The 26958-nt window shown below is 69.7% G+C and carries 28 protein-coding genes and 1 pseudogene; 12 read left to right on the forward strand and 17 right to left on the reverse strand.

The window, feature by feature from the left end:
• Positions 1 to 95 precede the first annotated feature (95 nt).
• Positions 96 to 602: an SDR family NAD(P)-dependent oxidoreductase gene (locus Q9G87_RS13930; RefSeq protein WP_305916726.1), complete on the forward strand. Its 507-nt coding sequence runs from the start codon at positions 96 to 98 to the stop codon at positions 600 to 602.
• Here the strand turns inward: Q9G87_RS13930 and Q9G87_RS13935 are convergent.
• Genes Q9G87_RS13935 through Q9G87_RS13955 form a run of 5 tightly spaced genes read right to left on the reverse strand, consistent with a single transcriptional unit; the run spans position 581 to position 4480 of the window.
• Entirely contained in the window at positions 581 to 1063 is a 483-nt protein-coding gene (locus Q9G87_RS13935; RefSeq protein WP_305916727.1) for a flavin reductase family protein, read from the reverse strand. The two genes, Q9G87_RS13930 and Q9G87_RS13935, sit on opposite strands and share 22 nt — an antisense overlap.
• A 19-nt stretch (positions 1064 to 1082) precedes the next feature.
• Positions 1083 to 2015 (reverse strand): ABC transporter substrate-binding protein, encoded by a 933-nt coding sequence (locus Q9G87_RS13940; RefSeq protein WP_305916728.1) that lies wholly within the window; start codon positions 2013 to 2015, stop codon positions 1083 to 1085.
• A gap of 38 nt (positions 2016 to 2053) precedes the next feature.
• On the reverse strand, positions 2054 to 2746 hold the full coding sequence (locus Q9G87_RS13945; RefSeq protein ID WP_305916729.1) for an ABC transporter permease: 693 nt from the start codon (positions 2744 to 2746) through the stop codon (positions 2054 to 2056).
• Positions 2743 to 3423: an ABC transporter permease gene (locus Q9G87_RS13950; protein ID WP_305916730.1), complete on the reverse strand. Its 681-nt coding sequence runs from the start codon at positions 3421 to 3423 to the stop codon at positions 2743 to 2745. Before Q9G87_RS13950 ends, Q9G87_RS13945 begins: the two co-directional genes overlap by 4 nt.
• Positions 3416 to 4480, reverse strand: coding sequence for an ABC transporter ATP-binding protein (locus Q9G87_RS13955; protein ID WP_305916731.1), 1065 nt, complete (start codon positions 4478 to 4480; stop codon positions 3416 to 3418). Before Q9G87_RS13955 ends, Q9G87_RS13950 begins: the two co-directional genes overlap by 8 nt.
• A 263-nt stretch (positions 4481 to 4743) precedes the next feature.
• Between Q9G87_RS13955 and Q9G87_RS13960 the strand changes: the two genes are divergently transcribed.
• The gene (locus Q9G87_RS13960; RefSeq protein WP_305916732.1) at positions 4744 to 6291 is read left to right on the forward strand and encodes an RNA polymerase sigma factor; all 1548 of its coding nucleotides are present in this window, start codon (positions 4744 to 4746) and stop codon (positions 6289 to 6291) included.
• On the opposite strand, the gene Q9G87_RS13965 is transcribed toward Q9G87_RS13960, so the two are convergent.
• Positions 6288 to 7175 (reverse strand): sigma-70 family RNA polymerase sigma factor, encoded by an 888-nt coding sequence (locus Q9G87_RS13965; protein ID WP_305916733.1) that lies wholly within the window; start codon positions 7173 to 7175, stop codon positions 6288 to 6290. The genes Q9G87_RS13960 and Q9G87_RS13965 overlap by 4 nt on opposite strands.
• Before the next feature lie 116 nt (positions 7176 to 7291).
• Here Q9G87_RS13965 and Q9G87_RS13970 point away from each other — a divergent pair, with 116 nt between their 5' ends.
• The gene (locus Q9G87_RS13970; protein WP_305916734.1) at positions 7292 to 7765 is read left to right on the forward strand and encodes a carboxymuconolactone decarboxylase family protein; all 474 of its coding nucleotides are present in this window, start codon (positions 7292 to 7294) and stop codon (positions 7763 to 7765) included.
• On the opposite strand, the pseudogene Q9G87_RS60655 reads toward Q9G87_RS13970, so the two are convergent.
• The 7 genes and pseudogenes from Q9G87_RS60655 to Q9G87_RS14000 form a co-directional block, all read right to left on the reverse strand.
• Positions 7741 to 7866: pseudogene (locus Q9G87_RS60655) on the reverse strand (hypothetical protein); the annotation flags it as partial. The gene Q9G87_RS13970 and the pseudogene Q9G87_RS60655 sit on opposite strands and share 25 nt — an antisense overlap.
• 36 nt (positions 7867 to 7902) lie before the next feature.
• Positions 7903 to 9069, reverse strand: coding sequence for a lipid-transfer protein (locus Q9G87_RS13975; RefSeq protein WP_305916735.1), 1167 nt, complete (start codon positions 9067 to 9069; stop codon positions 7903 to 7905).
• Positions 9066 to 9467 carry a MaoC family dehydratase gene (locus Q9G87_RS13980; RefSeq protein ID WP_305916736.1) on the reverse strand — a complete coding sequence of 134 codons (402 nt, stop codon included), beginning with the start codon at positions 9465 to 9467 and terminating at the stop codon, positions 9066 to 9068. Before Q9G87_RS13980 ends, Q9G87_RS13975 begins: the two co-directional genes overlap by 4 nt.
• Positions 9464 to 10381, reverse strand: coding sequence for a bifunctional MaoC family dehydratase N-terminal/OB-fold nucleic acid binding domain-containing protein (locus tag Q9G87_RS13985; protein WP_305916737.1), 918 nt, complete (start codon positions 10379 to 10381; stop codon positions 9464 to 9466). The genes Q9G87_RS13980 and Q9G87_RS13985 overlap by 4 nt, the downstream gene beginning before the upstream one ends.
• On the reverse strand, positions 10378 to 11532 hold the full coding sequence (locus Q9G87_RS13990) for an acyl-CoA dehydrogenase family protein (RefSeq protein ID WP_305916738.1): 1155 nt from the start codon (positions 11530 to 11532) through the stop codon (positions 10378 to 10380). Before Q9G87_RS13990 ends, Q9G87_RS13985 begins: the two co-directional genes overlap by 4 nt.
• Positions 11532 to 12557, reverse strand: a complete 1026-nt coding sequence (locus Q9G87_RS13995) for an acyl-CoA dehydrogenase family protein (RefSeq protein WP_305916739.1) — start codon at positions 12555 to 12557, stop codon at positions 11532 to 11534. Before Q9G87_RS13995 ends, Q9G87_RS13990 begins: the two co-directional genes overlap by 1 nt.
• Positions 12557 to 14170 carry an AMP-binding protein gene (locus tag Q9G87_RS14000; RefSeq protein ID WP_305916740.1) on the reverse strand — a complete coding sequence of 538 codons (1614 nt, stop codon included), beginning with the start codon at positions 14168 to 14170 and terminating at the stop codon, positions 12557 to 12559. The genes Q9G87_RS13995 and Q9G87_RS14000 overlap by 1 nt, the downstream gene beginning before the upstream one ends.
• A 187-nt stretch (positions 14171 to 14357) precedes the next feature.
• Between Q9G87_RS14000 and Q9G87_RS14005 the strand changes: the two genes are divergently transcribed.
• Positions 14358 to 15011 carry a TetR family transcriptional regulator gene (locus Q9G87_RS14005; RefSeq protein WP_371825767.1) on the forward strand — a complete coding sequence of 218 codons (654 nt, stop codon included), beginning with the start codon at positions 14358 to 14360 and terminating at the stop codon, positions 15009 to 15011.
• 54 nt (positions 15012 to 15065) lie between these two features.
• Here the strand turns inward: Q9G87_RS14005 and Q9G87_RS14010 are convergent, their stop codons facing one another.
• From Q9G87_RS14010 to Q9G87_RS14020, 3 genes are all read right to left on the reverse strand, one after another.
• Positions 15066 to 16289 (reverse strand): TolB-like translocation protein, encoded by a 1224-nt coding sequence (locus Q9G87_RS14010; RefSeq protein WP_305916741.1) that lies wholly within the window; start codon positions 16287 to 16289, stop codon positions 15066 to 15068.
• A complete protein-coding gene (locus Q9G87_RS14015) occupies positions 16286 to 16780 on the reverse strand; it encodes a SigE family RNA polymerase sigma factor (protein ID WP_305916742.1) in 495 nt (164 codons plus the stop codon). The genes Q9G87_RS14010 and Q9G87_RS14015 overlap by 4 nt, the downstream gene beginning before the upstream one ends.
• 95 nt (positions 16781 to 16875) lie before the next feature.
• Positions 16876 to 17838, reverse strand: a complete 963-nt coding sequence (locus tag Q9G87_RS14020) for a GlxA family transcriptional regulator (protein ID WP_305916743.1) — start codon at positions 17836 to 17838, stop codon at positions 16876 to 16878.
• Between the two features lie 77 nt (positions 17839 to 17915).
• Between Q9G87_RS14020 and Q9G87_RS14025 the strand changes: the two genes are divergently transcribed.
• The 8 genes from Q9G87_RS14025 (at position 17916) to Q9G87_RS14060 (ending at position 25924) form a co-directional block, all read left to right on the forward strand.
• Entirely contained in the window at positions 17916 to 18857 is a 942-nt protein-coding gene (locus tag Q9G87_RS14025) for an NADP-dependent oxidoreductase (RefSeq protein WP_305916820.1), read from the forward strand.
• A 243-nt stretch (positions 18858 to 19100) separates the two neighbouring features.
• Positions 19101 to 20096, forward strand: coding sequence for a sigma-70 family RNA polymerase sigma factor (locus tag Q9G87_RS14030; protein ID WP_305916744.1), 996 nt, complete (start codon positions 19101 to 19103; stop codon positions 20094 to 20096).
• A 41-nt stretch (positions 20097 to 20137) separates the two neighbouring features.
• Positions 20138 to 21253 carry a steroid 3-ketoacyl-CoA thiolase gene (locus Q9G87_RS14035; RefSeq protein ID WP_305916745.1) on the forward strand — a complete coding sequence of 372 codons (1116 nt, stop codon included), beginning with the start codon at positions 20138 to 20140 and terminating at the stop codon, positions 21251 to 21253.
• 33 nt (positions 21254 to 21286) lie between these two features.
• A complete protein-coding gene (locus Q9G87_RS14040) occupies positions 21287 to 22324 on the forward strand; it encodes an MBL fold metallo-hydrolase (protein WP_305916746.1) in 1038 nt (345 codons plus the stop codon).
• A gap of 25 nt (positions 22325 to 22349) precedes the next feature.
• Positions 22350 to 23030, forward strand: coding sequence for a FadR/GntR family transcriptional regulator (locus Q9G87_RS14045; protein WP_305916747.1), 681 nt, complete (start codon positions 22350 to 22352; stop codon positions 23028 to 23030).
• 53 nt (positions 23031 to 23083) lie between these two features.
• Complete coding sequence (locus tag Q9G87_RS14050; RefSeq protein ID WP_305916748.1) at positions 23084 to 24031, forward strand: DNA polymerase ligase N-terminal domain-containing protein; 948 nt, start codon at positions 23084 to 23086, stop codon at positions 24029 to 24031.
• 214 nt (positions 24032 to 24245) lie between these two features.
• A complete protein-coding gene (locus Q9G87_RS14055) occupies positions 24246 to 25451 on the forward strand; it encodes an ATP-binding protein (protein ID WP_305916749.1) in 1206 nt (401 codons plus the stop codon).
• A gap of 14 nt (positions 25452 to 25465) precedes the next feature.
• The gene (locus tag Q9G87_RS14060; RefSeq protein WP_305916750.1) at positions 25466 to 25924 is read left to right on the forward strand and encodes a GNAT family N-acetyltransferase; all 459 of its coding nucleotides are present in this window, start codon (positions 25466 to 25468) and stop codon (positions 25922 to 25924) included.
• A 371-nt stretch (positions 25925 to 26295) separates the two neighbouring features.
• Here Q9G87_RS14060 and Q9G87_RS14065 read toward each other — a convergent pair whose 3' ends face one another.
• Entirely contained in the window at positions 26296 to 26892 is a 597-nt protein-coding gene (locus tag Q9G87_RS14065) for a superoxide dismutase family protein (protein ID WP_305916751.1), read from the reverse strand.
• Positions 26893 to 26958 lie beyond the last annotated feature (66 nt).

Consider the following 26958-nt stretch of genomic DNA (forward strand, 5'->3'; position numbering starts at 1 on the left):
ACTTCACTGATGCGGCCCGCGCGACCTGGCCCCTAGCGTCGATCGCGTTCACAGGAACATTCACAGAGTGCGAGGCCATCATGACGCTCGGAGCGTTGAGCGGTCGCACCGCCCTGGTCACCGGCGCGGGCAGCGGCATCGGCGCCGCGGTGTCCCGCGCCCTGAGCAGGGCCGGCGCCAGCGTGGTTCTCACCGCCCGCGACGGTCAGCCTCTCGAGGCGCTGGCCGCGGACATCGGCTCAGCGGGGGGCCAGGCCGTCGCCGTCCCGGCGGATCTCGCCAACCCGGTGTCGGTGCGGCGGCTGGTCGAGCAGACGCTCGGCGCGTTCGGCCGGCTCGACGCCGCTTTCAACCACGCCGAGGTGGGTGAGGTGGCGCTGGCGATGAAGTACGAGATCCCCGCGATGCGGCACGGCGGCCGCGTCGTCAACCTGGCGGCGACCGCCGGCACGCACGCCGCGGTGGCCGAGCTGACCCGCAGGGTGGCGCTGGACGCCGCCGGCTCCGGCGTGCGGATCGACGCCGTGGCCGCGGGCAGTGAGGAGGACGTCGCCACCGCCGTCGTGTGGTGTGTCGCTCGTCAGGTGCCCATCGGGCGGTAGCGGCCGCGGAGCCGTACCAACGGCTGGAATGCGGGGTTGACGTAGGGGACGGCCAGGACGGAGGCGATGAACAGCGTGTGGTCGCCGGCCGCGACCACCTTGGTGGTCTCGGCCTCCAGGGCGGCCACCCCGCCCTCCACCACCAGCGCCTCCGTGTGCGCCCCGCGGTGGTGGGGGATGCCGGCCACCAGGAGCCGGGCGCTGGGCCGACCGGGAGTGGCGAAGCGGCTGGCGATGGCGGCCTGGCGGGAGGACAGCAGGGAGGCGGCCCAGCGGTCCTGGCGGAGCAGGACCTCGTTGAGGTAACTGCGGCTGGCCAGGCTGACCAGCACCAGCGGGGGTTCGAGGGAGACGGACATCAGGGCGGACACCGTCGTCCCGAGGTCGTCCCGTCCGTCGCGGACGGTCACGACCGAGACCCCGGCGGCGAGCTGGGCCATTGCCTCCGTGAACTCGCTCACCGCCAGGGCTCCGAAAGGCTCAGGCGAGGCCGTTGGAGGTCAGCCATTCCTTGGCCACCGTGGCGGGCTCGTCCTTGTTCACGGAGATCTTCTGCATCATGTCGAGCAGAGACTGCGTGGTCAGCTTGGCCGAGATGGAGTTCAGCGTGGTCCTGATCGTGTCGGTCGCAGCGGCCTTGTTGAGCAGCGGCGTCACGTTCTGGGCGGGGAAGATGTTCTTGGGGTCCTGCAGGGGCACCAGGTTGTTGGCCGTCATCTTGGGGTCAGTGGTGAAGACGTTGCCGACCTGGATCGTGCCGTCCTTGATCGCGTCAGGGGTGGTCGGTCCCGTGGGCTCCCACGCCTTGAACTCGATCCCGTAGACCTCCTTGAACCGCGCCTCCCACCGCTTCTTGAACTCGGGCGGGCCGCCGACGGTCATGGTCTTGGAGACCTTGGCGAGGTCTTCCATGGTGTTGAGCGACTGCTTGGTCTGGGTGTCCTTGGTGATGGACAGGCTGTCCTTGTCCTCGGCGGGCGAGGAGTCCAGCACCTCCAGCTCGGCAGGCAGCTTCTCCTTCAGCCCGGCGTTGACCTCCTCGGTGGTGGCCGCCGTAGTCTGCTGGTCGACGAAGGCCAGCAGGTTGCCGTTGTACTCGGGCACGATGGTCAGGCCGCCGCTCTTGACCTGGTCGTAGAGCACCTCCCTGCTCCCGATGCGCGGCTTCTCCTCGACCTGCACGCCCTTGGCCTGCAGCGCCTGGGCGTAGATCGACGCGAGCAGCACGTTCTCGTCGAAGTCGGCGGATCCGATGATGACCTTACCACCCCCGCCTGAGGCCGAGCCGCTGGGAGCAGCGCTCGTGGTGTCGAGCGGGTTGCCCCCGGTGCCGGTGCTGCCGCCGCCACCGCAGGCGGCCAGCGCGAGCATCGCCGAGATCAGCACCCCCGCGATGCCGTACTTGCGTCTCATCTTGCTTTTCCCTTCTAAGCGGGAGGTTATATAGGAGACTATCGGACCTTAAGTCGCTGGCTCACTCCCGGCGAGACCGTCACCCTCTGGGCGAGCGTGAACAAGATCTGCACCACGAGCGCAAACAGCACAATCAGTACTGAACCGCCGACGACGCTCGCGTAATCCTTCGTCGCGAACCCGTCGATCACGTACCGCCCGAGGCCGCCCAGCCCCGTGTACGCGGCAACGGTGGTGGTGGCGACGACCTGGATCGCCGAGAGCCGGCAGCCCAGCAGGATCAGCGGCAGCGCGACCGGCACCAGTACCCGCAGGAGCACCTGCCCGCCCCGCAGCCCCATCCCATACGCCGCATCCCGCAGCTCGGGGTCGACCCCCTTGATGCCCTCGAAGGTGTTCACCAGGATCGGCGGCACTGACAGCAACACCAGCGGAATGATCACCGGCCAGATCGAGGCCGCGCCGAGCAGCAGCACGAACATCACCAGCAGGCCCAGCGTGGGCAGCGCCCTGGCCAGGTTCGCCGAGACGACGACCACCACCTCGCCCCGGCCGGTGTGGCCGATCAGCAGGCCGATCGGCACCGCGATCAGCGCCGCCAGGGCGAGGGCTAGAGCCGAGAACTCCAGGTGCTCCAGCAGCCGCATGGGGATGCCGCCGGACCCGGACCAGCTCTCCGGGTTCCCGAAGAACTCCCCCAGCCAGGAGAAGAAGGCGGTCAACCAGCTCACGACGCCTGCCCCTTCCGTACCCGCACCCAGGGGGTGAGCAGTCGCTGCGCCAGCACGATCAGCCCGTCGGCGATCAGCGCCAGCGCCACGATCAGCACGATGCCGACGATGACCGGCGGCATGAACGGGTTCTGGTACGCCCGCGTGAACAATCCGCCGAGCCCGCCCTGCCCGATCAGCGCGCCCACGCTGACCAGGCTGATGCTGGAGACCGCGACCACCCGCAGCCCGGCCAGCACCACCGGCACCGCGATCGGCAGCTCGACCTGCAGCAGGCGGCGCAGCGGCGTGAACCCCATCGCGACCGCCGACTGGCCGACGTGGACGGGCACCGAGCCCAGCCCGTCCACCACAGCCGGGATGAGCACGGCCATGCCGTAGAAGGTCAGCGGGATGATCACTGTGGTCTGCGACAGCCCGGTCACCGAGATCAGCAACATGAAGACCGGCAGCGACGGCAGGGCGTACACGACGTTGAAGAGCCCCGCGGTGGGCTGGTAGAGCCAGCGCCAGCGCACGCAGGCCAGGCCGAGCGGCAGTGCCACGACCAGCGCGACCAGGATCGGCACGAGCGACATGGTCAGGTGGTCGGTGAGCAGGTTCCTGATGCTGTCGACCCGCCCGGTGTCCCAGTTGCGGGCGATCCACTCCCAGATCGAGGGAGGACCGTCACCCATCTGCCGCCTCCGCCAGCGCCTGGTCGAGCGTCTCCCTGGTGGCGACGCCGACGACCTTGCCCTGCTCGTCCACGGCCACGGCGTAGCCGGACGGCGACAGCAGCGCCGCGTCGAGCGCCGAGCGCATGGAGTCACGGCCCGGCACGAACGTCCCGTACGGCTCCAGCTCGCCGGGCCGCGCCCCGGAGACCCAGCCGGCCGGCCGGCCCTCGGCGTCCACCACCAGCAGCCAGGGCTCGGAGGTGCCGCGCTCGGCGCCCTCCTCGACGGTCAGGTCGGTACGCAGCCGCTGCCGCAGCCCTTCGGTGGAGATGAACTGCAGCCGCCTGATCCCCCTGTCGTGCCCGAGGAACTCGCGCACGAAATCGTCGGCCGGCTCCGACAACAGCGTCTTGGGATCGGCGAGCTGCGCCAGCGTGCCGCCCACCCGCAACACGGCCACGCGGTCGCCGAGCTTGACCGCCTCGTCGATGTCGTGCGTGACGAAGACGATGGTCTTGTTGAGCTCCGCCTGGAGCCTGAGCAACTCGTCCTGCAGGCTCGTGCGCACGATGGGGTCCACGGCGCTGAACGGCTCGTCCATGAGCAGCACCGGCGGATCGGCGGCCAGCGCCCTGGCCACGCCCACGCGCTGCTGCTGCCCGCCGGACAGCTGGAACGGGTAGCGGCCGGCCAGCGCCGGGTCCAGGCCGACGCGCTCCAGCAGCTCCATGGCCCGCGCGCGGGCCTTCTTCTTGTCCCAGCCGAGCAGGTAGGGGACGGTGGCGATGTTGTCGACGATCTTCCGGTGCGGGAACAGCCCTGCCTGCTGGATGACGTACCCGATGCCGCGCCGCAGCGTCGGCGGGTCGATGCCCTGCACGGGCTCGCCGTCGAGGAGGATCCGGCCTTCGGAGGCGTCGATCATGCGGTTGATCATCCGGAGCGACGTCGTCTTCCCACAGCCGGAGGGGCCGACGAGCACCGTGATCTCGCCGGTGGGCGCCTCCAGGCTGAGGCGATCCACGGCGACCGTGCCGTCCGGGTAGCGTTTGGTGACAGCGTCGAATGTGATCACGCGTGACCTCTCGCTCTGGGCAGGGCCGCGGCCCCCTGCCACGACCGCCGCATGATCTATTGGACCCACAGACTACGGCGATCCGGCCCGCTCTGTCCCCTTGGGCCTGGCTTAAGCGTTTCACTGACCAGGCATATTTACTTAAATCTGGATGTGGTAGTGCGCCGGACCGGTCTGTGTTGGCATGATTACCTCCACAATCACCTGACGCGCACCCCTCACCACACCCTCAGCGTCCGCACCGAGCAAGAGGATCCGGCCCCGTGTCCCAGCCGCTCACCGATCAGCGCCCACGCGCAGAACTGATCGCAGAGCTCTACGACCGTCATGCCGCCGGGCTGTTCGCATACTGCGCTGACCAGCTCGGCGACCTCGGCTCCGCGTCCGACGTCCTGATGTCGGTGCTCTCCGGCGTGCCCGCCGCGGAGCCGCCCCGTGCCGCTCTCTACGCCTTCGCTCGCCGCCAGATCCACCGGCGGGACGTCGTCTACGCGCCGCCCCTGGTGGACCCGCTCATCGATCCGGCCACGTCGCTCGTCGAGCGCAGCCTGCGGGAGTTGCGGCCGCACCAGCGGGAGGTGCTGGTGCTCTGCGCGGTCTGCGGGCTGAGCAAGGCCGAGCTGGCCTGGGTGCTCGACGTCGCGCCCGACACGGCAGAGGAGCTGGCCGTGGGGGCGGGGCATCGGTTCCGGCAGGCTCTCGGGGCGGCGCTGGCCTCCACCGGGGTACGCGTGCCCAAGCCGATCGCCGACATCTACGGAGCGCTGGGGGTCGCGCCGCTGCGTGACGTGCTCGGCCGCCTGCCGTGGCCGCAGCCGCCCGGGGCGCTGCGCATCCACGTCGCCGGCTCGCGTACGGCCACGCCCGCGCCGTTGTTCGTGAAGCCGCGCTGGCCCAGCCCGCCGATGTGGCCGCAGCCGCTGTCCGACGCCGACCCGGCGACCAGCACATTGATCTTCCCCAAGGAGCTGCTGACGCCGCGGTCCCCGTCCCGGGTCTCCCACCACGAGGCGACCACGGCCCCGATGCCCAAGGTCCGCGACCCGTTGCGCCCGCCGCCCAGCCTCGGCCGCCCGCTCAGGGATCCGTTGCGCCCGCCGCCCGGCCTCGGCCGCCCGCTCAGGGATCCGCTGGGCGCCCTGGACTCCTCCCGTCCGGTCGAGGAGCGGCCGTTCTTCATGGCGGCGCCGGCGGACGAGTCGGAGCCGTTCGCCACGGGGGACGTGCTCCTGCCGAAGAACTCGCCCGAGCCGTTCGCGACGGGCGACGTGCTCCTGCCCAGCGAGACGCCGCTCCGGCCGCCGTTCGAGGCGGGCGACCTGCTCGCGCCGGGCGGCGAGGCGCGCCCCGACCTGCCGGCGCCCGGCCGCGACCCGTTGCCGTCCAGGGGCGAGGGACGCAGGGAATTACGCAGGCCCAGGCCGGCGCGGCGGTCGCAGCCGTCCCCGGCCGAGGACGTGCTGGTCCACAAGGGCCCTCCACGCCCGCTCCAGCCGGAGACCGAGGACCCGGTGAGCGACGACACGGCGCCGCTGTTCAAGCCGCGTCCCAAGCCCATGGAGCCGGTGTACCGGATGCCGCTGCCCTGGGAAGACGAGCCGGCCGGGGAGCCGAAGGAGTCCTTGCTCGCCCCTCGTCCGGTCCGGGCCAGGCCCGTCCCCAAGCGCCGTCCGGACAAACCCCGGCCGGAGAAGGCACGCCGCCGCGGGGAACGCCACTACGACTGGGCCTGGGAGCTGATCGGCTTCCTGATCTGCGTGGCGATCGCGATGATCGTGTTCTTCTCCGTGCCGATGTTCGTCGATCCCTAAGGCCGCTCGACCGCCGTCAGGTCGAGCGTGCTCAGGCGGTCCACGTCGGCGAGGATGTCAAAGGCCACCACCTTGCCGCCTGCGATGGTGAAGGCCCCGACCGACATCACCTTGCCGCCGGCCGTGTTGATCAGACCGGGTACGCCGTTGACCAGGACCGGCTGAGCAATCTGGGCCATCCGCTGGAACATGAGCGCCTGCTTGGCCACCGCCAGGGCCCCATGGAGCTCCAGCCAGCGGCCGCTCGGCAGAGCGCCCTGGTCCACGCGCAGGACGATGTCCGGGTCCAGCACCGCGACCAGGGCGTCGAAGTCGCCGGCCCGCGCGGCCGTCATGAAGGCGTCCACCACCTTGCGCTGCCGCGACAGGTCCGGGTCCGGCTCCGCGGCCGCGCCGCGCACCCGGCGCCGGGCGCGGCTGGCAAGCTGACGGGTCGCGGCCGGGGTGCGGTCCACGATGGGGGCGATCTCGTCGAAGGGCACGGCGAACATGTCGTGCAGCACGAACGCCAGCCGCTCCGCCGGATCGAGCGTCTGGAGCACCACGAGCAGCGCCAGGCCCACCGAGTCGGACAGGAGCGCCTCGTGCTCGGGGTCGACGCCGTCGACGGTGCTCACCACCAGATCCGGCATGCGCCTCTCCAAGGGCTCCTCACCACGCGTGCGGCGGGAGCGCAGCATGTTGAGGCAGACGCGGCCCACGACCGTAGTGAGCCAGCCGCCCATGTTCTCCACGTCGCTGGTGTCGGTGCGGCTGAGCCGGAGCCACGTCTCCTGCACCGCGTCATCGGCCTCGCTCAGCGAGCCGAGCATCCGGTACGCCACCGCCCGCAAATGATCACGGTGCTCTTCGAAGACGCCGGTCACCTCATCGTTGTCGTTCATCGGTCACATTCTCCCCGCACGGGCAGAGAGACGCACATCACAGTCGCCTCCTGTCACCTCTTGCCGAGCTGTTCCGTCAATGCGGTGTAACAGCGAAACACGGCAAGGAGATGACCATGGAAGCCCGCTTGAACTACTTCGGCAACTCCGTCACGCCCAAGGTCATGAAGTACCTCGGCTCGGCAGGCAAGGTCGTGCAGGACTCGACGCTGCCGGCCGCGACCCAGGAATTGGTGAAGATCCGCGCCAGCCAGATCAACGGCTGCGCCGTCTGCATCGACGGGCACACCAAGGAAGCCGCGCACGCCGGCGAAACCTCGGTGCGCCTGAACCTGATCGCGGCCTGGCGGGAGGCCACGGTGTTCACCGAGGCCGAACGCGCCGCCCTGGAGCTGACCGAGCAGGGCACCCGCATCGCCGACGCCGCCGGTGGCGTCACCGACGAGGCCTGGGCGAACGCCGCCAAGCACTACGACGAGGACCAGCTCGCCGCCCTGGTGGCCCTCATCGCCGTCATCAACGCCTACAACCGCATGAACGTCATCACCCAGCAGCCCGCCGGGGACTACCAAGTCGGCCAGTGGGGGTAACCGCGGCGAAGTGAAGCGCCTGCCCCGTCCCGGGCCCCAATGACATAGACGCCGAAGATGGCCACGTCCACCGTGCCCGCGTTCGCGAAGCAGTGATTTGTCCCTCTCGGCGGAGCCGTTGTTGGCGCCCGGCGGGTCTACGAGTCGGAGGAGAGGATCAAGCCGCTGGTCGGTACACCGGTTCCGGCCGTGACCAGGACGTTCCACACGCCTGGGAGTTGGTTGGCCGCTGTGCCGCGGATCTGGCGGACGGCTTCGGCGATGCCGTTCATGCCGTGGATGTACGCCTCCCCCAGCTGCCCGCCGTGCGGGTTGACGGGCAGGCGGCCGTCCAGTTCGATGGTGCCGTCCCGGAGGAAGTCCGGCGCCTCGCCCCGGCCGCAGAACCCCAGCTCCTCCAGCTGAGCCAGGACGAACGGGGTGAAGTGGTCGTAGAGGATGGCGGTGTGGATGTCCCGTGGTGACAACCCGGACATCTCCCAGAGCCGGCGGCCGACGACGGACATTTCCGGCAGGCCGCTCATGTCATCGCGGTAGTAGCTGGTCATCATCATCTGGCCGGCTCCGGAGCCCTGCGCGGCGGCCGTGATCATCGCGGGTGACCTGCGCAGGTCCCGGGCCCGCTCGGCCGAGGTCACGACCAGGGCCACCGCGCCGTCGCTCTCCTGACAGCAGTCGAGCAGGTGCAGCGGCTCCACGATCCACCTGGACGCCTGGTGCTCCTCCAGCGTGATGGGCCGCTGGTAGAACCAGGCGGCCGGGTTGGTGGCCGCGTGCCTGCGCATGGCCACGGCCACCCGGCCGAAGTCTTCCGAGGTCGCGTTGTAGGCATGCATGTAGCGGCGCGCGAACATGGCCACCCAGGCCGCCGGGGTCATCAGCCCGAACGGCACGTGCCAGCTCATCTCCAGGCCCTGGGAGGTCGGCTCGCCGGTCAGGCGGGCGTTCGGCTGGCCGAAGCGGCGGCCGGAGCGCTCGTTGAACGCCCGGTAGCAGACCACCGTCCGCGCCATCCCCGTGGCCACGGCCATGGCGGCGTGCGCCACCGTGCCGCAGGCGGCGCCGCCGCCGTACTCGACGCGGGAGAAGAAGGTCAGGTCGCCGATCCCCACCTCCCTGGCGACGGCGATCTCCTGGTTGGAGTCCTGGCTGTAGGTCACCATGCCGTCCACCTCGCCCGGCGACAGCCCGGCGTCGTCCAGGGCGGACAACACGGCCTCGGCGGCCAGCCGCAGCTCGGATCGCCCGGACTTCTTGCTGAACTCCGTGGCGCCGATGCCGGCGATGGCGGTGCGTCCGCTCAACAAGGTGCGTTCTCCTCGGGAAACATGAGGGTCACCGTGCCGGTGGCGTGGTCGCCGAGGCTGACCTTGCCGCGCACCTCCACCGTGACCTGGCCGTCCTGGCGCGACACGACCGTCCCGTTGAAGCTGAGGCGGTCGCCCGCGTACGCCGGGACGCCCAGCTTGACGTTGATCCGCTTGATGACGGCCTCCGGGCCCGCCCAATCGGTGACGTAGCGCTCGACCAGGCCCATGGTGGTCAGGATGTTGAGGAAAATGTCCTTCGAGCCCTGGGCGCGGGCGAGCTGGGTGTCGTGGTGCACGGGCGTGAAGTCCATGGTGGCCAGGGCCGTGGAGACGACCACGGTAGGCGTCAGGTCGATGGACAGCTCCGGCAGCACGGCTCCTGTCTCGGTCATGGCTCCCCCGGTGTCCACATCGGCAGGACGAGTTCGTCGTCCATCGGGCGATACGTCACGCGCAACGGCATGCCGATCCGCACCTCCCCCAGGGGGCAGTCCACGACGTTCCCGACGATTCGTACGCCCTCCGGCAGCTCCACCACGCCCACCACGAACGGGGTCTCGCGGCCCGGCACCCGTGGATGGTGGTGCACGACGTAGCTGTAGAGGGTCCCCGCGCCGCTCGCGACCGTGTAGGAGCGGCCGGCCGAGCGGCAGTGGGGGCACAACGGGCCCGGCGGGTGGCGCAGCAGGCCGCAGTCGGCGCAGCTCTGGATGCGTAGCTCGCCCTTCTTCACGCCTTCCCAGAAGAACGCGGTGTCCTGGTTGATCGCGGGTTGGAGCGGATAGGGCTCTTTGGAGGCTTTGGCGGCGGGTGGGCGAAATTTCAGGACGCGGAAGAGCATGTCCGCCACCGGCTCGTCGTCCTCGGCGTACCAGGTGACGTTCCAGGTGGCGAAGTACCCCACACCCAGAGCGGTCTTCTTGGGCCCCGCCAGGCCCGCGAACCTCGTCGCGGGGGTGAGGCGCTCGCCCAGGCGGGCGTAGCGGTGGTAGGTCTGCTCGCAGTTGGTCGCCACCACGCCCGTGTAGCCACCGGCGTTGAGCGCCGTCATCATGTCGTCCACCGGCGAGCGGTCCTTGGCCCCAGTACGCAGCCCTTGCATGGTCCACACCTGGGCCATCGCGGGCGGGGCGACGCCCTTGTCCAGGTAGGCCGGATTCTCGTCGCCCATGGCGGCCAGCCAGTGCCTGATCATGGGGATGTTCACCGGGTCGGGCGCCGGCGTGCCGCGCACCTCTCCCAGCGCAGCCTGCTTGTCCGCGAGGTCGTGCAGCTCCTCGTCCGTCATCGGCTTCGCCTCGCTCATCGCGGCGGCCTCGGCAGGCCCAGGCCGAGCATCGCGATCAGCTCCCGCTGCACCTCGTTGACCCCGCCGCCGAACGTCAGCACCACGGCGCCCTTCACCCCGTGGTCGTTGCGTTCGAGCAGCTCGGCCGTCTCCGGGTCGCTCGGGTCGCCGTACCTGGCCAGGACGTCGGCGATGATCCTGCCGACCTCCTGCATACGCTCGGAGCCGTAGATCTTGGTGGCCGACGCGTCGGGCGCGCCCAGCCAGCCGAGGTCCATGTTCGCGGCCACCTGCCAGTTGAGCAGCTCGTTCGTCCGTAACGCCACCCACACCGCGGCCAGCGCCCGCCGTACGTCCGGGTTGTCCACCAGGCCGGTGCGCCTGGCCCAGGCGAGGAAGCGGTCGTAGGTCTGGCCGATGTTCCCGGCGGGGCCGAGGGTGACCCGTTCGTGGTTGAGCTGGTTGACGATCAGGTCCCAGCCCCGGTCCACCTCGCCGACCACCATGTTCACCGGCACGCGGACGTCGCTGTAGTAGGTGGAGTTGGTGTGGTGGCGCCCGTCCATGGTCACGATCGGGGTCCACGAGAAGCCGGGGTCGTCCGTGGAGGCGATCATCATGGTGATGCCCTTGTGCTTCTTGGCCTCGGGGTTCGTCCGGGCGGCCAGCCAGATGTACTGGGCGTAGTGTGCGCCGCTGGTGAAGATCTTCTGGCCGTTGACGACGTAATGGTCGCCGTCGAGCACCGCCGTGGTGCGCAGGGACGCCAGGTCGGTGCCCGCCTCGGGCTCGCTGTAGCCGATGGCGAAGTGGCATTCGCCGGCGAGGATGCGCGGCAGGAAGAGGTCCTTCTGCTCCTGGGTGCCGTACTGCATGAGCGTGGGGCCGACCGTCTGGACCGTGATGATCGGATACGGGACGCCTGCCCGGGCGATCTCGTTGGCGAAGATCTGCTGCTCGAGCGGGCCATAGCCACCGCCGCCGTACTGCTCGGGCCAGCCGAGGCCGAGTTTGCCGTCGCGGCCCAGGCGGCGGCAGTGCTCCATGTACGCCCCGCCGAACGGGTCCTCGGCGATCTTTCTGCGGTCCTCGTCGGTGAGACAACCCTGGAAGTACTCGCGCAGCTCGTCCCGGAGCCTGCGTTGCTCGGGGGTCAGGTCGATCAGCATCAGACGAGCGCTCCGATCAGGTCCAGCTGGGCGTCGGCGCCGCCGAGCAGGTGGGACAGGTGCTTGGCCTGGGCGAAGTAGCGGTGCAGCGGGTACGTCACGTCGAGCCCGAGGCCGCCGTGCAGGTGCTGGCAGGTGTAGAGGGCCTTGACGGCCGCACTGACGTGGTACGCGGCCAGCGCCAGGTCCTGCTCGGCCGGCAGGCCCTCGCCCAGCCGCCATACCGCCGACCACATCGCCACGTCCAGCGCCCGGCCCGCGATGTAGACGTCGGCGATCTGCATGGTCACGGCCTGGAACTCGGCCAGCGCCCGGCCGAACTGCTTCCTGCTCCTGATGTAGGAGGTGGTCAACTCCAGCGCCCCGGCCAGCACGCCACTGGCCTGTGCGGCGACCCCGGCGGTGAAGAGCTGCCGGACGCCGGTGACTGCCTCCGGTCCCGCCAGCCGCTCCGCGGGGGTGTCCTCGAGCACGACCGTCGCGGCGGGCTCGCCGGTGGACGTGAACTCCGCCGTCGTCGCCGGCTCCTCGATCAGGAACAGGCCCTCATCGGCGCTGACCAGCACTGCGGACGCGGGGTGGAGCACGGAGACCTTGCGCCCGGTCAACGCCCAGCCGTCACCGGACGGCCGCGCGACCGTCGAAGGCGGCTCGGCCAGGGCGCGGCCCGGCTCCCGCAACGCGAGCGCCATCCGGCCCGCACGCCCGGCCCGGGCTCCAGCCGCCGCGCCACCCTCGCCGCTCGTGCCGCCGAAGCGTCGTTGCTGGTCGAGGGTGCCGTATCGGGCCAGCGCCAGCGTGCTCGCCAGCGTCGAGAGGGCCGGGACCGCCGCCGCCCGCGCCCCCACTTCCCGCAGCACCACGGCCATCTCCACCGGTCCGAGCCCGGCGCCGCCCGCCTCCTCCGGCACGCACACACTCATCAGCCCGGCCTGCCACAGCCGCTCCTCATCGCCTTCCCTGGCGAGGACCTCGGCGGCCAACTTCTTCAAGTCCTGCTGGGTTTCGTCCAGGTTGAAATCCACTACGTCTCCAAGAGGTGTTGCCTGCCGTGCCGTACGAACTCCTCCTCGATGCCCTTGGCGTCCGCGTCGGTCAGCGGACGCAGCCCGGCAGGCGTACGCCACCAGACCGGGTCGCCGGTACGCCAGCCCTCCCGGGCGAGAACCCGCTTGATGGCCTTGTGGGAGGGCGTCTGGGGCAGGTGATCAGAAACGCGGATATAGCAGGGTAAGGACTTGGCGCCCAGATCCCGCCGGGAGGCGAGGAACGCGGTGAACGCCTCCGGGTCGAAGTCCCCCTCCAGCACGAGCGCCGCCATGACCTGGTCGCCGGCCGCCGCATCAGGCACCGGGTACACGGCCGCCTCGACCACCCCGGCGAACTCCCGTAACGCGGCCTCAATAGGCGCTACGGCCAGGTTCTCGCCGTCCACGCGCAGCCGCTCGGTGCCGCGCCCGGCGAAGAACACGTACCCGTCCGCGTCCATGTACGCCAGGTCGCCCGACCAGAACGCGCCGTCCCTGACCCGCTCGGCGTCGGCGTCCGGGTCGTTGTAGTAACCCTCAAACAGGCCCAGCCCCGTCGTATTGACCAGCTCGCCGACCGCCTCGTCCGGGTTGAGCAGGCGGCCGTCCTCGACGCGGCCGGGCGGGCAGGGCCGCCCGGTGAAGGGGTCGAGGATCGCGACGCCTTCGGGCAGCCTGCCGAGGCAGCCGGGCGGGCCCGAGGGGTCGGGGCTGAGCGAGATCGCCGTCTCCGTGGAGCCGAAGGCGTCGATCACCTGACACCCGAACCGTGCCCCGAACCGCCTGATCGCGACCGCGCTCCCCTCGTTCCCAAAGGCGATCTTGAGCGGATTGTCGGCGTCGTCCGGGCGCTCGGGGGTGGCCAGGACGTAGGAGAGCGCCTTGCCGACGTAGTGCAGGTACGTGGCCCCGTACCGCCGCACGTCGGGCAGCAGCCCTGAGGCCGAGAAGCGCCGCCGCAGCGCCAGCGCCGCGCCCGACGCGACGGCGGGGGCGTAGGCGGCCATCAGGGCGCCGGAGTGGAACAGCGGCATCGAGCAGTAGACGACGTCCTCGGCCGTGAGCAGCGCCCCGAGGCTCGTCCCCGGCACGGCGATCTTCCGCTGGGTGATCCGCACGGCACGCGGGCGGCCGGAGGTGCCGGAGGTGAAGATCAGCATCACGAGGTCCCCAGGCGCCGGCGGTTCACCCGATCCAGCGGTGACGGCCTCTGCCGGCGATCCGATGCCGGCCAGGGGCACGGCGTCCACGCCGCTCAGCGCCTCGGACACCAGCCGGGCCGCCTCCTCATGCGGGCTGTCCCACAGGAGCAGCTCGACGTCGGTGGTGCGGGCGTCGCGGACCAGCTCGTCAGGCGAGCGCGTGGGGTTCAGCGCCACGACCACGTGACCGTCCAGCGCCGCCCCGCCCAGCAGGAAGACCAGCTCGGGAACGTTCTCACTCAGCACGCCCACGTGCAGCCCCCTGCCGCGCCCGGACAACCAGGCCCCGGCCGCCCGGCAGGCGGCGACGTGCGCGCGCCACGACCACACCGCGTCCTCGTACATCAGCCCAGGTCGATCGTCCTCGGCCCGTGCGAGAAGCAGGGCCGCGAGGGTGTTCGCGGTCATGCCGCCTCCACCAAGCGCTCGGTCAGCCGAATCGCAAACTAGAACAGATTCTAATATCTGTCCAGAGGCCGTCCATACCGATAACTCTGGATACCTCCCTGTAACGCGGTAGACATGGCCCGACATGGCTCGTTTGTGACTGGCGAGTAACAAGCCGCCGTTTCAATAAATCAGATAACGTGTTCTTATGCGTACCTCGCATGACACCATCGCCACGCCCTCCTCGAGCGGCACTGAGGAGACCATGGAAAGTGAGCCCCAGCCGGGCGGGCACAGCGTCCGCACGCGCAGCCAGCACCAGCGCCGCAAGCGCATCGTCCAGGCCGCGGCCGCCCTGGCCTCGCGCGGCGGGGTCGAGGCCATGCAGATGCGCACGGTGGCCGAGCGCGCGGGCGTCGCCCTTGGCACGCTCTATCGATACTTTCCCTCGAAGATGGACCTGGTCGTGGCGGTGGTCGGCGAGGAGATCGACCTCCTGGAGAGCAGCATCGAGCGCCGGCCGCCGGGAGCCTCCACGCCGTCGAGCCGCGCGGTGGACGTGCTGATGCGGGCCACCCGCGGTCTGATGCGCGAGCCCGAGCTGGCCGACGCCCTCATCCGCTCCCTGATCATGGCGGAGGTGCAGACGCCGTTCGGCGACCGCATGACCGGATTGTTGCTGCGGGTCTCAGCCGAGGGGCTGACGCTCGAGCAGGCGAGCGAGGAGCAGCGCGACCTGGCGGGGTCGCTGGCCAGCGTGTGGGTGCAGGAACTGCTGGAGATGCTGCGCGGCCGCCGCACCTATGACCAGATCCAGCGCCGCATCGAAACCGCCGCCGCCCGGCTGCTGGCCGACATCTGACCATCAGGAGTCGGCCCCAGAGTCCGTCACCTGCTCCGCTCCCGGCGCGTCCGATCACCGGATGGCGCCCAGATTCACGATCACCTGCTTGCCGTCCCGGCCGTACCAGAACAGCCCGCGCGCCCGGTAGTCCAGCGTCGCCGTGGGCATCCCCTGCTTGGCCGGCCGCAGCCCGAGATCGCCGCCCCGGCCCGTGGTCAGGTCGTACAGCACCTGGCCACGCAGCTCGCCTCCCTTGCCGCTCTGGAGCAGGGCGAGGAAGCGATCAAACGCCGGTGGGAAGATGTCTGGTATGCCGGGCAGGTCGCGGGTGCCGCCCTCGCGGCCCACCAGGGCGCCGTCCTTCACGCACCAGCTGATCCCGCACGAGGCGAACGGCTCGACGGGGGCCTTGCTGCGCTTGCCCGTCTCGATGTTGAGCAGGTCGCCGTAGATCACCTGCTTGTTGATCCCCTGCTTGTGGTTCTGGCGCGGGGTGGCGGCCCAGGGCCAGCCGATCAGCGTGTACCCGGATGTGCCGGGCAGCAGCCGGGGCTTGCCGCCCGACAGCGGCATCTCGAAGACGCCGCCCTTGCCCCACAGCGTCCACACTGCCTTGTCGCCGACGATCTCCAGGTCGATGCCGCCGTAGCCGGGCACGCCCTCGAACGTGGTCAGCCTGCGCTGCGTGCCGCCGGCGCGGGGCGCGGTCCAGATGTCCACGATCCGCTTGCGCTCCTGCTTGCGCACCGTCCACCAGTACAGCCGATCGCGGTCGGCCTGCACGAACGACGCGGTGACGACGGTCTTGGGCGGCGGCGTGACCGGGACGAGCAGCCGCCCCGTCCGTGCCTCGACGTCGTAGGCCCACAGGCCGTCCATCTTGTCGGCATGGCCGTCCCTCTCCGTACGGACCAGCACGGTGTGGTCGTCGAGAAACACCTCCGGCCTGAACGGCCTGCCGTTCGGCAGCCTCGCGGGCACGACGTGCACGGCGTCGGGCCAGACTTCCTCGATCGGCGGGTACGTCGGGTCCGCCTCCTGGACCGGCGCCTTGGTGGTGGCGACGGCGGGCGGGGGCGTCGCCGCCGGTGTTCCTCTCGCAGCGTCGATCGCAAACGGCGCGCCGGCGGTCAGCAGGACCACGGCCGCCGCGGCGGCGAACCCCGCCGCGCCATGCCGTCGGCGCCTGCGGTGCCCTTCCTCGACGCGCGCCAGCAGGTCGTCGGCGGGGCGGGGGGCGTGGCGGGCCGCGGCGGCGAGTTCGGCGGCCAGGGACATCTCCAGGTCGTTGGTCACGTGACGTACCCCATCTTCTCCACGATTCCGGGAAGGTCGCCGCGGAGTTTGTCCAGGGCGCGGGAGGCCTGGCTGCGTACGGTCCCGCGGGAGACGCCGAGGACGTCCGCGATCTCGGCGTCCGTCAACTGCTCGTAGTACCGCAGCACGAGCACGGCACGCTGACGGCGCGGCAGCTTGGACAGCACCTCCCAGAGGCCGGAGCCCTCGTAAGCGACATCCTCATAGGTGCTCTCGGGTGGCGTGGCCGTGATGTGCTCGCGCCTGCGCACCCGCCAGGAATTGATGTGCAGGCGCGTCATCGTCGTCCGGACGTAGCCGTCCAGCGCGTTCTTCCTGCGCACCCGTGACCACGAGCCCCGCAGCCGGACCAGGGCCTCCTGCACCAGGTCGGCCGCGTCGTGCGGGTTGCCCGTCAGTACGTAGCCGTAGCGGAGCAATCCATCTACGCGTTCGGCCACGAACTGCTCGAACAGCGGATCTTCCTGCACGTCTGCATCCTCCTCCATCCCGACCTAGACGGAACGGAGACGGCAAGTGTTGCATCCGACAGGGGAGCACCGCCGGCCGGGCGCCTGAACAGGCACTACTCAAGCGCGCGGAACGTACGGCGGTAGGCGTGGGGAGAGACGCCGAGGGCCGCCTGGAGGTGTTGCCTGAGCGAGGCCGCGGTGCCGAAGCCGGCGCGGTCGGCGATGCGGTCCACGGGCAGGTCGCTGCTCTCCAGCAGGTGCCTGGCCAGCGCGATGCGCTGCTGCGTCAGCCACTGCCCTGGGCTCATCCCGACCTCCTGCCGGAAGTGCCTGGTGAACGTCCGCCGGCTCATGCCCGCGTGCCCGGCCAGATCGTCGAGCCGGAGCGGGGCGCCCAGGCGTTCCATGGCCCAGGCCCTGGTGGGGGCGATGCCGGCGCCGTACGAATCGGGCACGGGCTGCTCGACGTACTGGGCTTGGCCACCGTCGCGCCATGGCGGGACCACGCACAACCTGGCGACCTGGTTGGCGATCTCGCTGCCATGATCGCGGCGGACGAGATGCAGGCAGAGGTCCACGCCGGCCGACGCCCCGGCTGAGGTGAGCACGTCGCCGTCGTCCACGAACAGCACGTCCGCATCCATCCGCACCTGGGGGAACAGCGTGGCGAACCGCTCGGCGTGCCGCCAGTGCGTGGTGGCCGGGCGTCCGTCGAGCAGGCCGGCGGCGGCCAGCACGTACGTGCCGATGCAGATGGACACCACCCGCGTGCCCGGCCGTATCCCGGCCAGCGCCTCGGCCAGCCCGGCCGGCAGTGACTCCCTGTCGGTGATCTCCGCGTACCACTCGGCCGCGGGCACCACCACCGTGTCGGCGCCGGCCAGCGCGCCCGCGTCGTGCTCGACGGCGAGGGAGTAGTCGGCGGCCGTGGCGACGGGCTTGCCGTCGATCGTGCACGTGAGGACCTCGTAGAGCGGTTCGCCACTGGCTCCCCTGGCCACGCAGAAGATCCGGGACGGCACGCTCAGCTCGAACGGGATCACGCCGTCAACGGCAAGGACGACCACACGATGCATGGCCCGATTTTTACACATCATGACCTTTGGGCCACTCGCGGGCGGACTACGTGCAGAGCAGGCTGGACGGCATGAAGATGAAGGCGATCAGCCAGGACGCCCTGGGCGGCCCGGAAGTGCTGAAGATGGTCGAGGTGGACCGGCCGGAGCCGGGCCCGACCGAGGTCCTGGTGCGAGTGGAGGCGGCCGGGCTCAACCCGACCGACTGGAAGACCCGCGAGAGCGGCGGCCTGCTGAGCACACCGCCGCCGTTCATACTCGGCTACGACGTCTCGGGCGTGGTGGAGGCGTCGGGGATCGGGCAGGCGCTCTACAAGCCCGGCGACGAGGTGTTCGGCATGCTGCAATACCCGGACGGGCACGGCGCCTTCGCCGAGTACGTGACCGCGCCGTCCCGGCACTTCGTCCGCAAGCCGGCCACCCTCGACCACGTGCAGGCGGCCGCGATCCCGCTGGCCGCGCTGACCGCGTACCAGGGACTCGTGGACGTGGCCGGGCTGAAAGGTGGCCAGCGGGTGCTCATTCACGCCGCGGCCGGCGGTGTGGGGCATCTGGCGGTGCAGATCGCCAAGGCCCGCGGGGCGTACGTGATCGGCACGGCCAGCGCCGCCAAGCACGACTTCGTGCGAGGCCTCGGCGCCGACGAGCTCATTGACTACCGGACCGAGGACTTCTCGGAGATCGTGCGGGACGTGGACGTGGTGCTCGACACGATCTGCGGCGACTACGGGCCGCGCTCGCTGCGCACCATGCGCAAGGGCGGCACGATCGTCTCGCTCGCGCTCTCGTTGTTCGACCGGGGTGTGCACGACGTGGCGAAGGATCTCGGCCTGCGCTCGGAGACCATGCTGGTGGAGCCGGATCAGGCCGGGATGCGGGCGATCGCGGCGCTGGTCGAGGCCGGTCGGCTGCGGGTGGAGGTGGCGGCCGCGCTGCCGCTGGCGGATGCCGCCAAGGCGCACGAGCTCGGCGAGACCAACCGCACCACCGGCAAGATCGTCCTCACGGTCCCCCACTGACTACGAGGTTCCGTGGCGTCCCCGTCCCTCGCGCGGGGACGCCACGGAAGATCCTCGGCCTCACGGACGGCTCGCCTCACGGCCTCCCCCGAGACGCCCCCGCGGCTCCCGGAGGAGGCCGTGCTCCCGGCGATCCGTTTTCATGGTGATTTCTTTGCCTTCCGTTACAGGGATCGCCTCAATTGACCGGGCGGAGGGGAAAAAGTCATCGGTCTGTCGGTGCCGAGGTCTATACAGGGAGGTATGAGCGACAAGCCGACCAACGAGGACTTCCTCCGGCTGGCCGATCCGATGCGGCGCGAGTTGCTGGCGCACTGCTACCGCATGATGGGGTCGGTGCACGACGCCGAGGATCTCGTCCAGGAGACCTACCTCCGCGCGTGGCGGGGCTACGACGGCTTCGAGGGGCGTTCCTCGCTGCGTACGTGGCTCTATCGCATCGCCACCACCGCGTGCCTGACCGCGCTGGACAGCCGCAACAGGCGACCGCTGCCGACCGGCCTGGGCGCGCCCAGCACCGAGCCGACGGCGCCCCTGGTGCAGGACAACGAGGTGCCGTGGCTGGAGCCGGTGCCCGACGCGCTGGCCGGCGCGGGCGCCGACGACCCCGCCTCGATCGTGACCTCGCGTGAGAGCATCAGGCTCGCGTTGATCGCCGCGCTGCAGCACCTGCCGCCCCGGCAGCGCGCGGTCCTCATCCTGCGTGACGTGCTCAAGTGGAAGGCCGCCGAGGTGGCCGAGGCCGTCGGCGTGTCCACGGCGGCCGTCAACAGCATCCTGCAGCGGGCCCGGGCCCAGCTCAACGAGGTGTCCCCGAGCCTGGACGACCCGGTGGAGCCGCTGAGCGAGGAGCAGCAGGCCAAGCTGGATCGCTACGTCGCCGCGTTCCAGGACTACGACATCGACAGCCTGGTGGAGCTGTTCACCAAGGACGCGATCTGGGAGATGCCGCCGTTCATCGGGTGGTACCAGGGTCCGGAGACGATCGTCGAGCTCACGAAGAACCAGTGCCCGGCCAAGCGCTCCGGCGACCTCAAGCTGGTCCCGATCGCCGCCAACGGCCAGCCGGCCTTCGCCATGTATCTGCGCGAGAACGGCGTCCACCGCCAGTTCGCCATCATGGTGCTGACGTTCTCCGGGGAGAGCATCAGCCATGTCGGCATGTTCCACGAGGAGAGGCTCTTCGAGACCTTCGGGCTTCCTTCGACTTTGGAGAGCGAGGCTTCCACGCCAAAGTAGAACGCGTTACAGTCGCCAGAGCATCGTTCTGGAGGCGACGTATGGGCACACCTGTGATCGTCGAGGCCGTTCGCACCCCCATCGGCAAGCGGGCGGGCTGGCTCGCCGAGCTCAAGCCGCAACAGATCCTGGCCACCGCGCTCAACGGGCTCATCCAGCGGTCAGGGATCGAGCCGGCGGCCGTCGACCAGGTGTTCGCCGGGTGCGTGACCCAGGCGGGCGAGCAGGGCGGGCACGTCGGGCGGCACGCGTGGCTCTATGCCGGGCTGCCCTACCAGGCAGGGGTCACCACCGTGGACGCGCAGTGCGGGTCCTCGCAGCAGGCCGTGCACCTGGCGGCGGCGATGATCAGCGCGGGCGTGATCGAGGCCGGGGTCGGATGCGGCGTCGAGGTGATGAGCCGGGCCCCGCTCGGCAGCAACGTGCGGCCCGCCAAGCCCAAGCCCGACGACTGGAGCATCGACCTGCCCGACCAGTTCACCGCGGCCGAGCGGATCGCGAGGCGGCGCGGGCTGACGCGCGAGCGGCTCGACTGGTTCGGGGCGCGCTCGCAACATCTGGCGGCCAAGGCGTGGGCCGACGGGCGGTTCGAGCGGGAGATCGTGCCGGTCGGGGACGTACGCAGGGACCAGGGGTTGCGTGAGACGACCGTGGACGGGCTGGCCAAGCTCAAGCCGGTGATGGAGGGTGCGCTGCACACCGCCGGCACCTCCTCGCAGATCTCCGACGGCGCCGCCGCCGTGCTGGTGACCAGCGAGCAGGCGGCGCGGCGGCACGGGCTGCGGCCCCGGGCCAGGATCCTGGCGCAGGCGCTGGTCGGGGCCGAGCCGCACTACCACCTGGACGGGCCGGTCGACGCGACCGCCAAGGTGCTGGCCGCGGCCGGCATGACGATCGGCGACATCGACAGGTTCGAGGTGAACGAGGCGTTCGCGTCCGTGGTGTTGTCGTGGGCGAGCGTGCACGAGCCCGACCTCGACCGGGTCAACGTGAACGGCGGCGCGATCGCGCTCGGCCATCCCGTCGGCGCCACGGGCGCCCGGCTGATCACCACGGCCCTGCACGAGCTTGAGCGCTCGGACTCCACCACCGCGCTGGTCACGATGTGCGCGGGCGGCGCGCTGGCCACAGCCACGATCCTGGAGCGGATCAGCTGATCACTAATTCGGCGCCTTTCGATCGGGGGATGGATGAAGAGCAGACGCAGGCCGTACGCGCAGCAGCGCCCGCAGGACCTCGGCGGCGGGGTGTGGAGCGTGCCGGTGCCGATCCCCGGCAACCCGCTCGGTTACACGCTCGTCTACGCCATCGAGTCGCCCAAGGGGCCGGTGCTGGTCGACGCCGGGTGGAACCATCCGGAGGCGTGGGAGGCGCTCAGCGGCGGCCTGGCGACGCTCGGAATCGACGTGCGCACGGTGAGCGGGGTGGTCGTCACCCATTTCCATCCCGACCACGCCGGGCTCGCCGGGCAGGTCAGGGAGACGTCCGGCGCCTGGATCGCCCTGCACGAGAGCGACGCGGCACTGGTCAGGCTCATGCACGAGCTGGCCGAGAGCGAGCACGCGAGCTTCCAGTCCGACATGCTCAGGCGGGCGGGCGCCGACCCGGGCGAGGTCCAGGAGGCGGTGAGCCGGCCGACGCCCCCTGCCCTGCCCGACCGCGAGCTCCGTGACGGTGACCTGGTCGACCTGCCGGGGCGCAAGCTACGGGCCGTGCACACCCCTGGCCACACCCCCGGGCACATCTGCCTGCACCTGGAGGACGCCGACCGGCTGTTCACCGGTGACCACGTCCTCCCCGACATCACCCCCCACGTCGGCATTTATCCCTTTGACCGTGATGATGTCGATCCTTTGGGTGATTTCCTGGAGTCCTTGGACCGGGTCGGCGAGCTGGGCCCGCTCGACGCATTGCCCGCCCATGAGTGGATATTTCAGGATGTGGCCGCACGCGCCGCCGAGATCCGCCACCATCACGAGGAGAAGCTCGCACGGCTGCGCGCCCTCCTGGTCCAGCGGCCGGAGCCGCTGACCATTTGGGAGGTCGCCGCGATGATGACGTGGAACAGACCGTGGGGCGAGTTGTCCCCCATGCTGCGAGGCATGGCGGCCGGCGAGGCCGCGGCGCACCTGCGCACCCTGGAGGCCAGGGGCGGAGTGCGGCGGATCTCGCGGAGCTCGGGGGTCGATGGGGTCGATCCAGTCCGTTTCCAGGCTCTAGACTCATAGACATCCGATGTCTAGGGAGAAGAGTGTGGCGGTCACCGACGCAGCCATCGACAAGATCAAGCAGATGATCGTCTCCGGGGAGCTGGCCCCGGGCGACCGGCTGCCGAAGGAGGCCGACCTGGCCGAGCGGCTCGGCCTTTCGCGTAACTCGCTGCGCGAGGCCGTGCGCGCGCTGTCCCTGATCAACGTGCTGGACGTGCGCCAGGGCGACGGCACCTACGTCACCAGCCTGGAGCCGCGGCTGCTCCTCGACACCATGTCGTTCGTGCTCGACCTGCACCGCGACGACACGGTGCTGCAGTTCTTCGAGGTCCGCCGCATCCTGGAGCCGGCCGCGACGGCGATGGCGACCAAGCTGATGGGCGACGAGGAGATCGACGAGCTGCGGGTGATCCTGGAGGCGCTGCCTGCCGAGCCCACCGTCGAGGAGCTCGTGGCCAACGACCTGCGCTTCCACCAGCGGATCGCACAGGGGTCGGGCAACAGCGTGCTTTGCTCGTTCATCGAGAGCCTGTCAGGTCCGACCACTCGGGCCAGGATCTGGCGGGGCCTCACCCAGGAGGGCGCGATGGACAAGACGCGTGAGCAGCACACCGCGATCTACGAGGCCATCGCGGCCCGCCAGGCCGACGTCGCCCGCTCCTGGGCGACCGTGCACGTGGCAGGCGTGGAGTCGTGGCTGCGCAAGGCGCTGGAGCTGGATTGATCATCGCGTTCGCCTCATGGTGAGGGAGAGTGACGGCGGGTAGAACACAGGGCGTGGCGGACAAACTTGAGCGATACCGGAGCAAGCGCGACCCCACCCGCACCCCTGAGCCCATCCCCGCCGAGGCCCCGCCCACCGGGGACGACAACGCGTTCGTCATCCAGGAGCACCACGCCCGGTCGCTGCACTGGGATCTGCGGCTGGAACGCGACGGCGTCCTCGTCTCCTGGGCTGTCCCAAAAGGGCTGCCCGCCGACCCGAAGACCAACCACCTCGCCGTGCAGACCGAGGACCACCCGATGGAATACCTCACCTTCCACGGCGAGATCCCCAAAGGCGAGTACGGCGGCGGCACCATGACCGTCTGGGACACCGGCACCTACGAGACCGAGAAGTGGTCGGACCGCGAGGTCAAGGTGGTCCTGCACGGCAAGCGGGCCTCCGGCCGGTTCGTGCTGTTCCAGACGCGGGGCAAGAACTGGATGATCCACCGCATGGACGGCCCCGTCCACGACCCGTTCCCACCGCTGGAGCCCATGCTCCCGGCAGAGCGGGCGAAACCGCCGAAGAACGCCTCCGGGTACGCGTTCGAGTTCGCGTGGGGCGGGCGCCGCCTCCTGGTCCCCATCGAAGGCGGGCGCACGGACGCGGCCCGCGAGCATCCGTGGCTGCGCGGGCTGGCGGAGTCGTTCGGCAGCCGCACGGCGGTGCTGGACGGCGAGCTCGCCACGCTCGGCGGCGCGGAGATCCTGGTCTTCTACGATCTCCTGTACGACGACGGGCGTTCGCTGGTCGCGGAGCCGTATGAGGCCCGGAGAGCGGCCCTGGAGGCCCTCGGGTTGTCGGGCGCCCACTGGCAGACCGCCCCGTCCTGGCCTGGGGAGGCGGGGCCGGTGCGGCAGGCGGCTCGCGAGCAGGGGCTGCCGGGGGTGGTGGCCAAACGCCTGGACTCACCGTACGAGCCGGGCCTGTCCAAGTCCTGGCTGTTCATCCCTTCATAGCGCGACAGATTCACCCTGGCTGGTACGACCATGTCACCACGATCACTGCGACCATGTCATCATCAGCCATGCGACCATTTCACCACGATCATAGCGTCCATTTGCCCGCGGACCTAGCGACCAAATAACCACGCTCGACGTCGATATGTGCCATGCTGGCCTCATGGTCAGCACTCCTTTGGGCAGGGTCGTGCCACGGCACGCTGAAAGAGCCGTGGTAGAGGCCCTGACCGACACTCGGGTCGTCCTAGTCAACGGCGCGCGGCAATCCGGCAAGAGCACCATGGTCAAGCAGATCGCCAAGGGCAGGACAGCAGAATGGCGTGATTTGGACAAGGAGTTCATCCGTCAGGGGGCTGTGAGCGACCCAGAAGGCTTCGTGGACTTCGCCGGCATGATGGTCATCGACGAGATCCAACGCGCGCCCGAGTTGCTGCTGGCCATCAAGGCACAGGTAGATGCCGATCCCAAGCCTGGTCGCTACCTCCTCACGGGTTCGGCCCGCATACTCGGACTGCGGGCATTGCCAGACACCCTTGTGGGCCGGATGGAGACCGTTGAGCTTTGGCCCTTCTCTCAAGGCGAGATCGACAGCACGCCAGACGGCTTCATCGATGCGATCTTCGCTCAGGGAGCCGATCTTCGCCACACCTCCGAGATCTCGCGCTCGGACTACGCTGAGCGTGTCGTTCGAGGCGGTTTTCCAGAAGCCGTCAGCCGGACGAACACTCGACGGCGGCAGCGCTTCTTCGACTCTTACATCGGGGATCTGATCGTCCGCGATGTGAATGAGCTCTCCGAGATCGAGCGGGTGTCCGACATGCACGCACTCACTCGGCTGCTCGCCGCACGATCCGGTCAGCTGCTCGTGCGCCAATCCATCGGTCGCGAACTCGGGCTTCCCACAAGCACCGCGTACAGATATCTAGGCCTTCTCGAAGAGGTCTATCTGATCAAGCGCATACCCGCCTGGTCGCGGAATCTCAGCAATCGCGCCGTCAGCACGGCCAAGGTGGCCTTCGTGGATTCTGGAATCGGGGCGAGCCTGCTCAGTGTCGACACGCGAGGCCTGGTGCGCCCGAATGGATTGTTCGGTCCATTGCTCGAAGGTTTTGTGCTCATGGAGTTGGCACGCCAGCTGACCTGGGCGGAAAGCCGCGTCGACCTATACCACTACCGCACAAAGGACGGAGTCGAAGTGGACGCCATCCTGGAGAACCGACGAGGCCAGGTTGTAGGCATCGAAGTGAAGGCCGCCTCTACCGTCCGAGCCGGGGATTTCAAGGGCCTGCGACACCTCGCCGATCGACTCGGCGATGACTTCATCGCAGGGATTGTCCTCCACACTGGCCCGCAAACGCTTCCCTTCGGCGACCGGATGTTGGCCATGCCCGTGAGCGCGATATGGGAGGTCGGATAGGGGATACTCGTCCGGTGCTCATTGCCGAAATGTCGCCCGCCGGCGAGCCGCTCGGGGCCGAGCTGTTCGCTCTGCAAAAGGCCGCGTACGCCGTCGAGGCCGCGATCATTAAGGATGATCGCATCCCACCGCTGCACGAGAGCCTGGCCGACCTGCGGGCGCAGCCATTGCAGTGGCTCGGGGCCGTGGACGAGGACGGGCGGCTGGCCGGGGCCGTGGCGTGGGAGGAGACCGATGACGAGATGGACATCAACCGGTTGATCGTGCATCCCAGCGCGCTGCGGCGCGGCATCGGGCGGGCGTTGGTCAAGGAGGTCCTGGTACGGGCAGGGGTGCGGCGGGTCGTGGTGTCCACCGGGCGGGACAACGCACCCGCGCGGAGGTTGTACGAGGGGCTTGGGTTCGGGTTGGCCGGAGAGGTCGAGGTGATCCCCGGCCTGTGGATCGCCAACTATGTCCTCGTCCCTTCCTGAACCCGCAGCCCACCAACCGCTCAACCCTCGCAAGCCGCCAATGCCCGAGCTCATGAGACCCACCAGCGTGCCCAACACATGCCTGCAGAAAGGCACCTTCCCGCAGACACGCGAAGGCACCCGCTCGCACGTGCGCAGGCCCACATGCGCGCGGGCTCAAGCGCGCACAGGCGGCCCACGGGTGCACGAGCCCCCACACCTGCGCGGCTGCCACGCGTGCTCGGGCCGCCCACTGCATCCGCCTCGGACCCCCTAAGGGCTGTCTGACGCCAGTACGGCCATCAAGTAATGGCCATGCCGTCAGCGAAGACCCTGCAGGGGGCCACCCTGGCAATGCAGTCCCACCTCAATTCGGCCGCCTACCTGAGGCGTTAGCGTTCTTTGATCACGCCGCAGGCGATACGGCCGCCGGAGTCCCCCGTCTTGAGGGTCTCGTTGTCGGGGCCGGCCTTGCCATTCGTCTGGCGGTAGCGGTCCGGGATATTGGCCTGATTGTCCCGTCCGGCATGGATGATGATGGCGCTGCCGTCGCCGTCGAAAAGCTGCTCAACTCGGAATCGGTCGGTGGCAGTAGTCGCGTTGCCTGCGCCGTCCGAGCTCACCAGGAGGGCAGGCAGGTCGCCGGAGTGGTCCGGGTGGCTGCCGGAGCCGAGGTCGAAGTGACCGCCCGCGCTGAAGAATGGGCTGCCGGTGGAGGGGTCAGTCGATCTGGGATCGCAGACACCCTTGGTGTGAACGTGAAAGCCGTGATACCCGGCGGGGAGGCCGCTGACGGCAACGGTGATTTTGGACGTGCCGGCATCCCCGCTGTCCACACGGAGTGAGCCGACACTCTTGCCATCGACATCCTTGATAACAGCCTCGGCCGCCGGTTGCGCTAGCTTTACCTCCGCTGTCCCGGCGACCGCGAGACCTGCCGTTCCCGTGCCCAGCATGACGGCTAGAGCCAAATGCATCTTTCCAGGCATGACGCCCCCGTACCTGGTTGCCGTGCTTTGTGTTCCAGCGAGAATCTACCCGCGTACCCATTTTCA

Source organism: Nonomuraea turcica (assembly GCF_030718205.1).
Taxonomy (GTDB): domain Bacteria; phylum Actinomycetota; class Actinomycetes; order Streptosporangiales; family Streptosporangiaceae; genus Nonomuraea.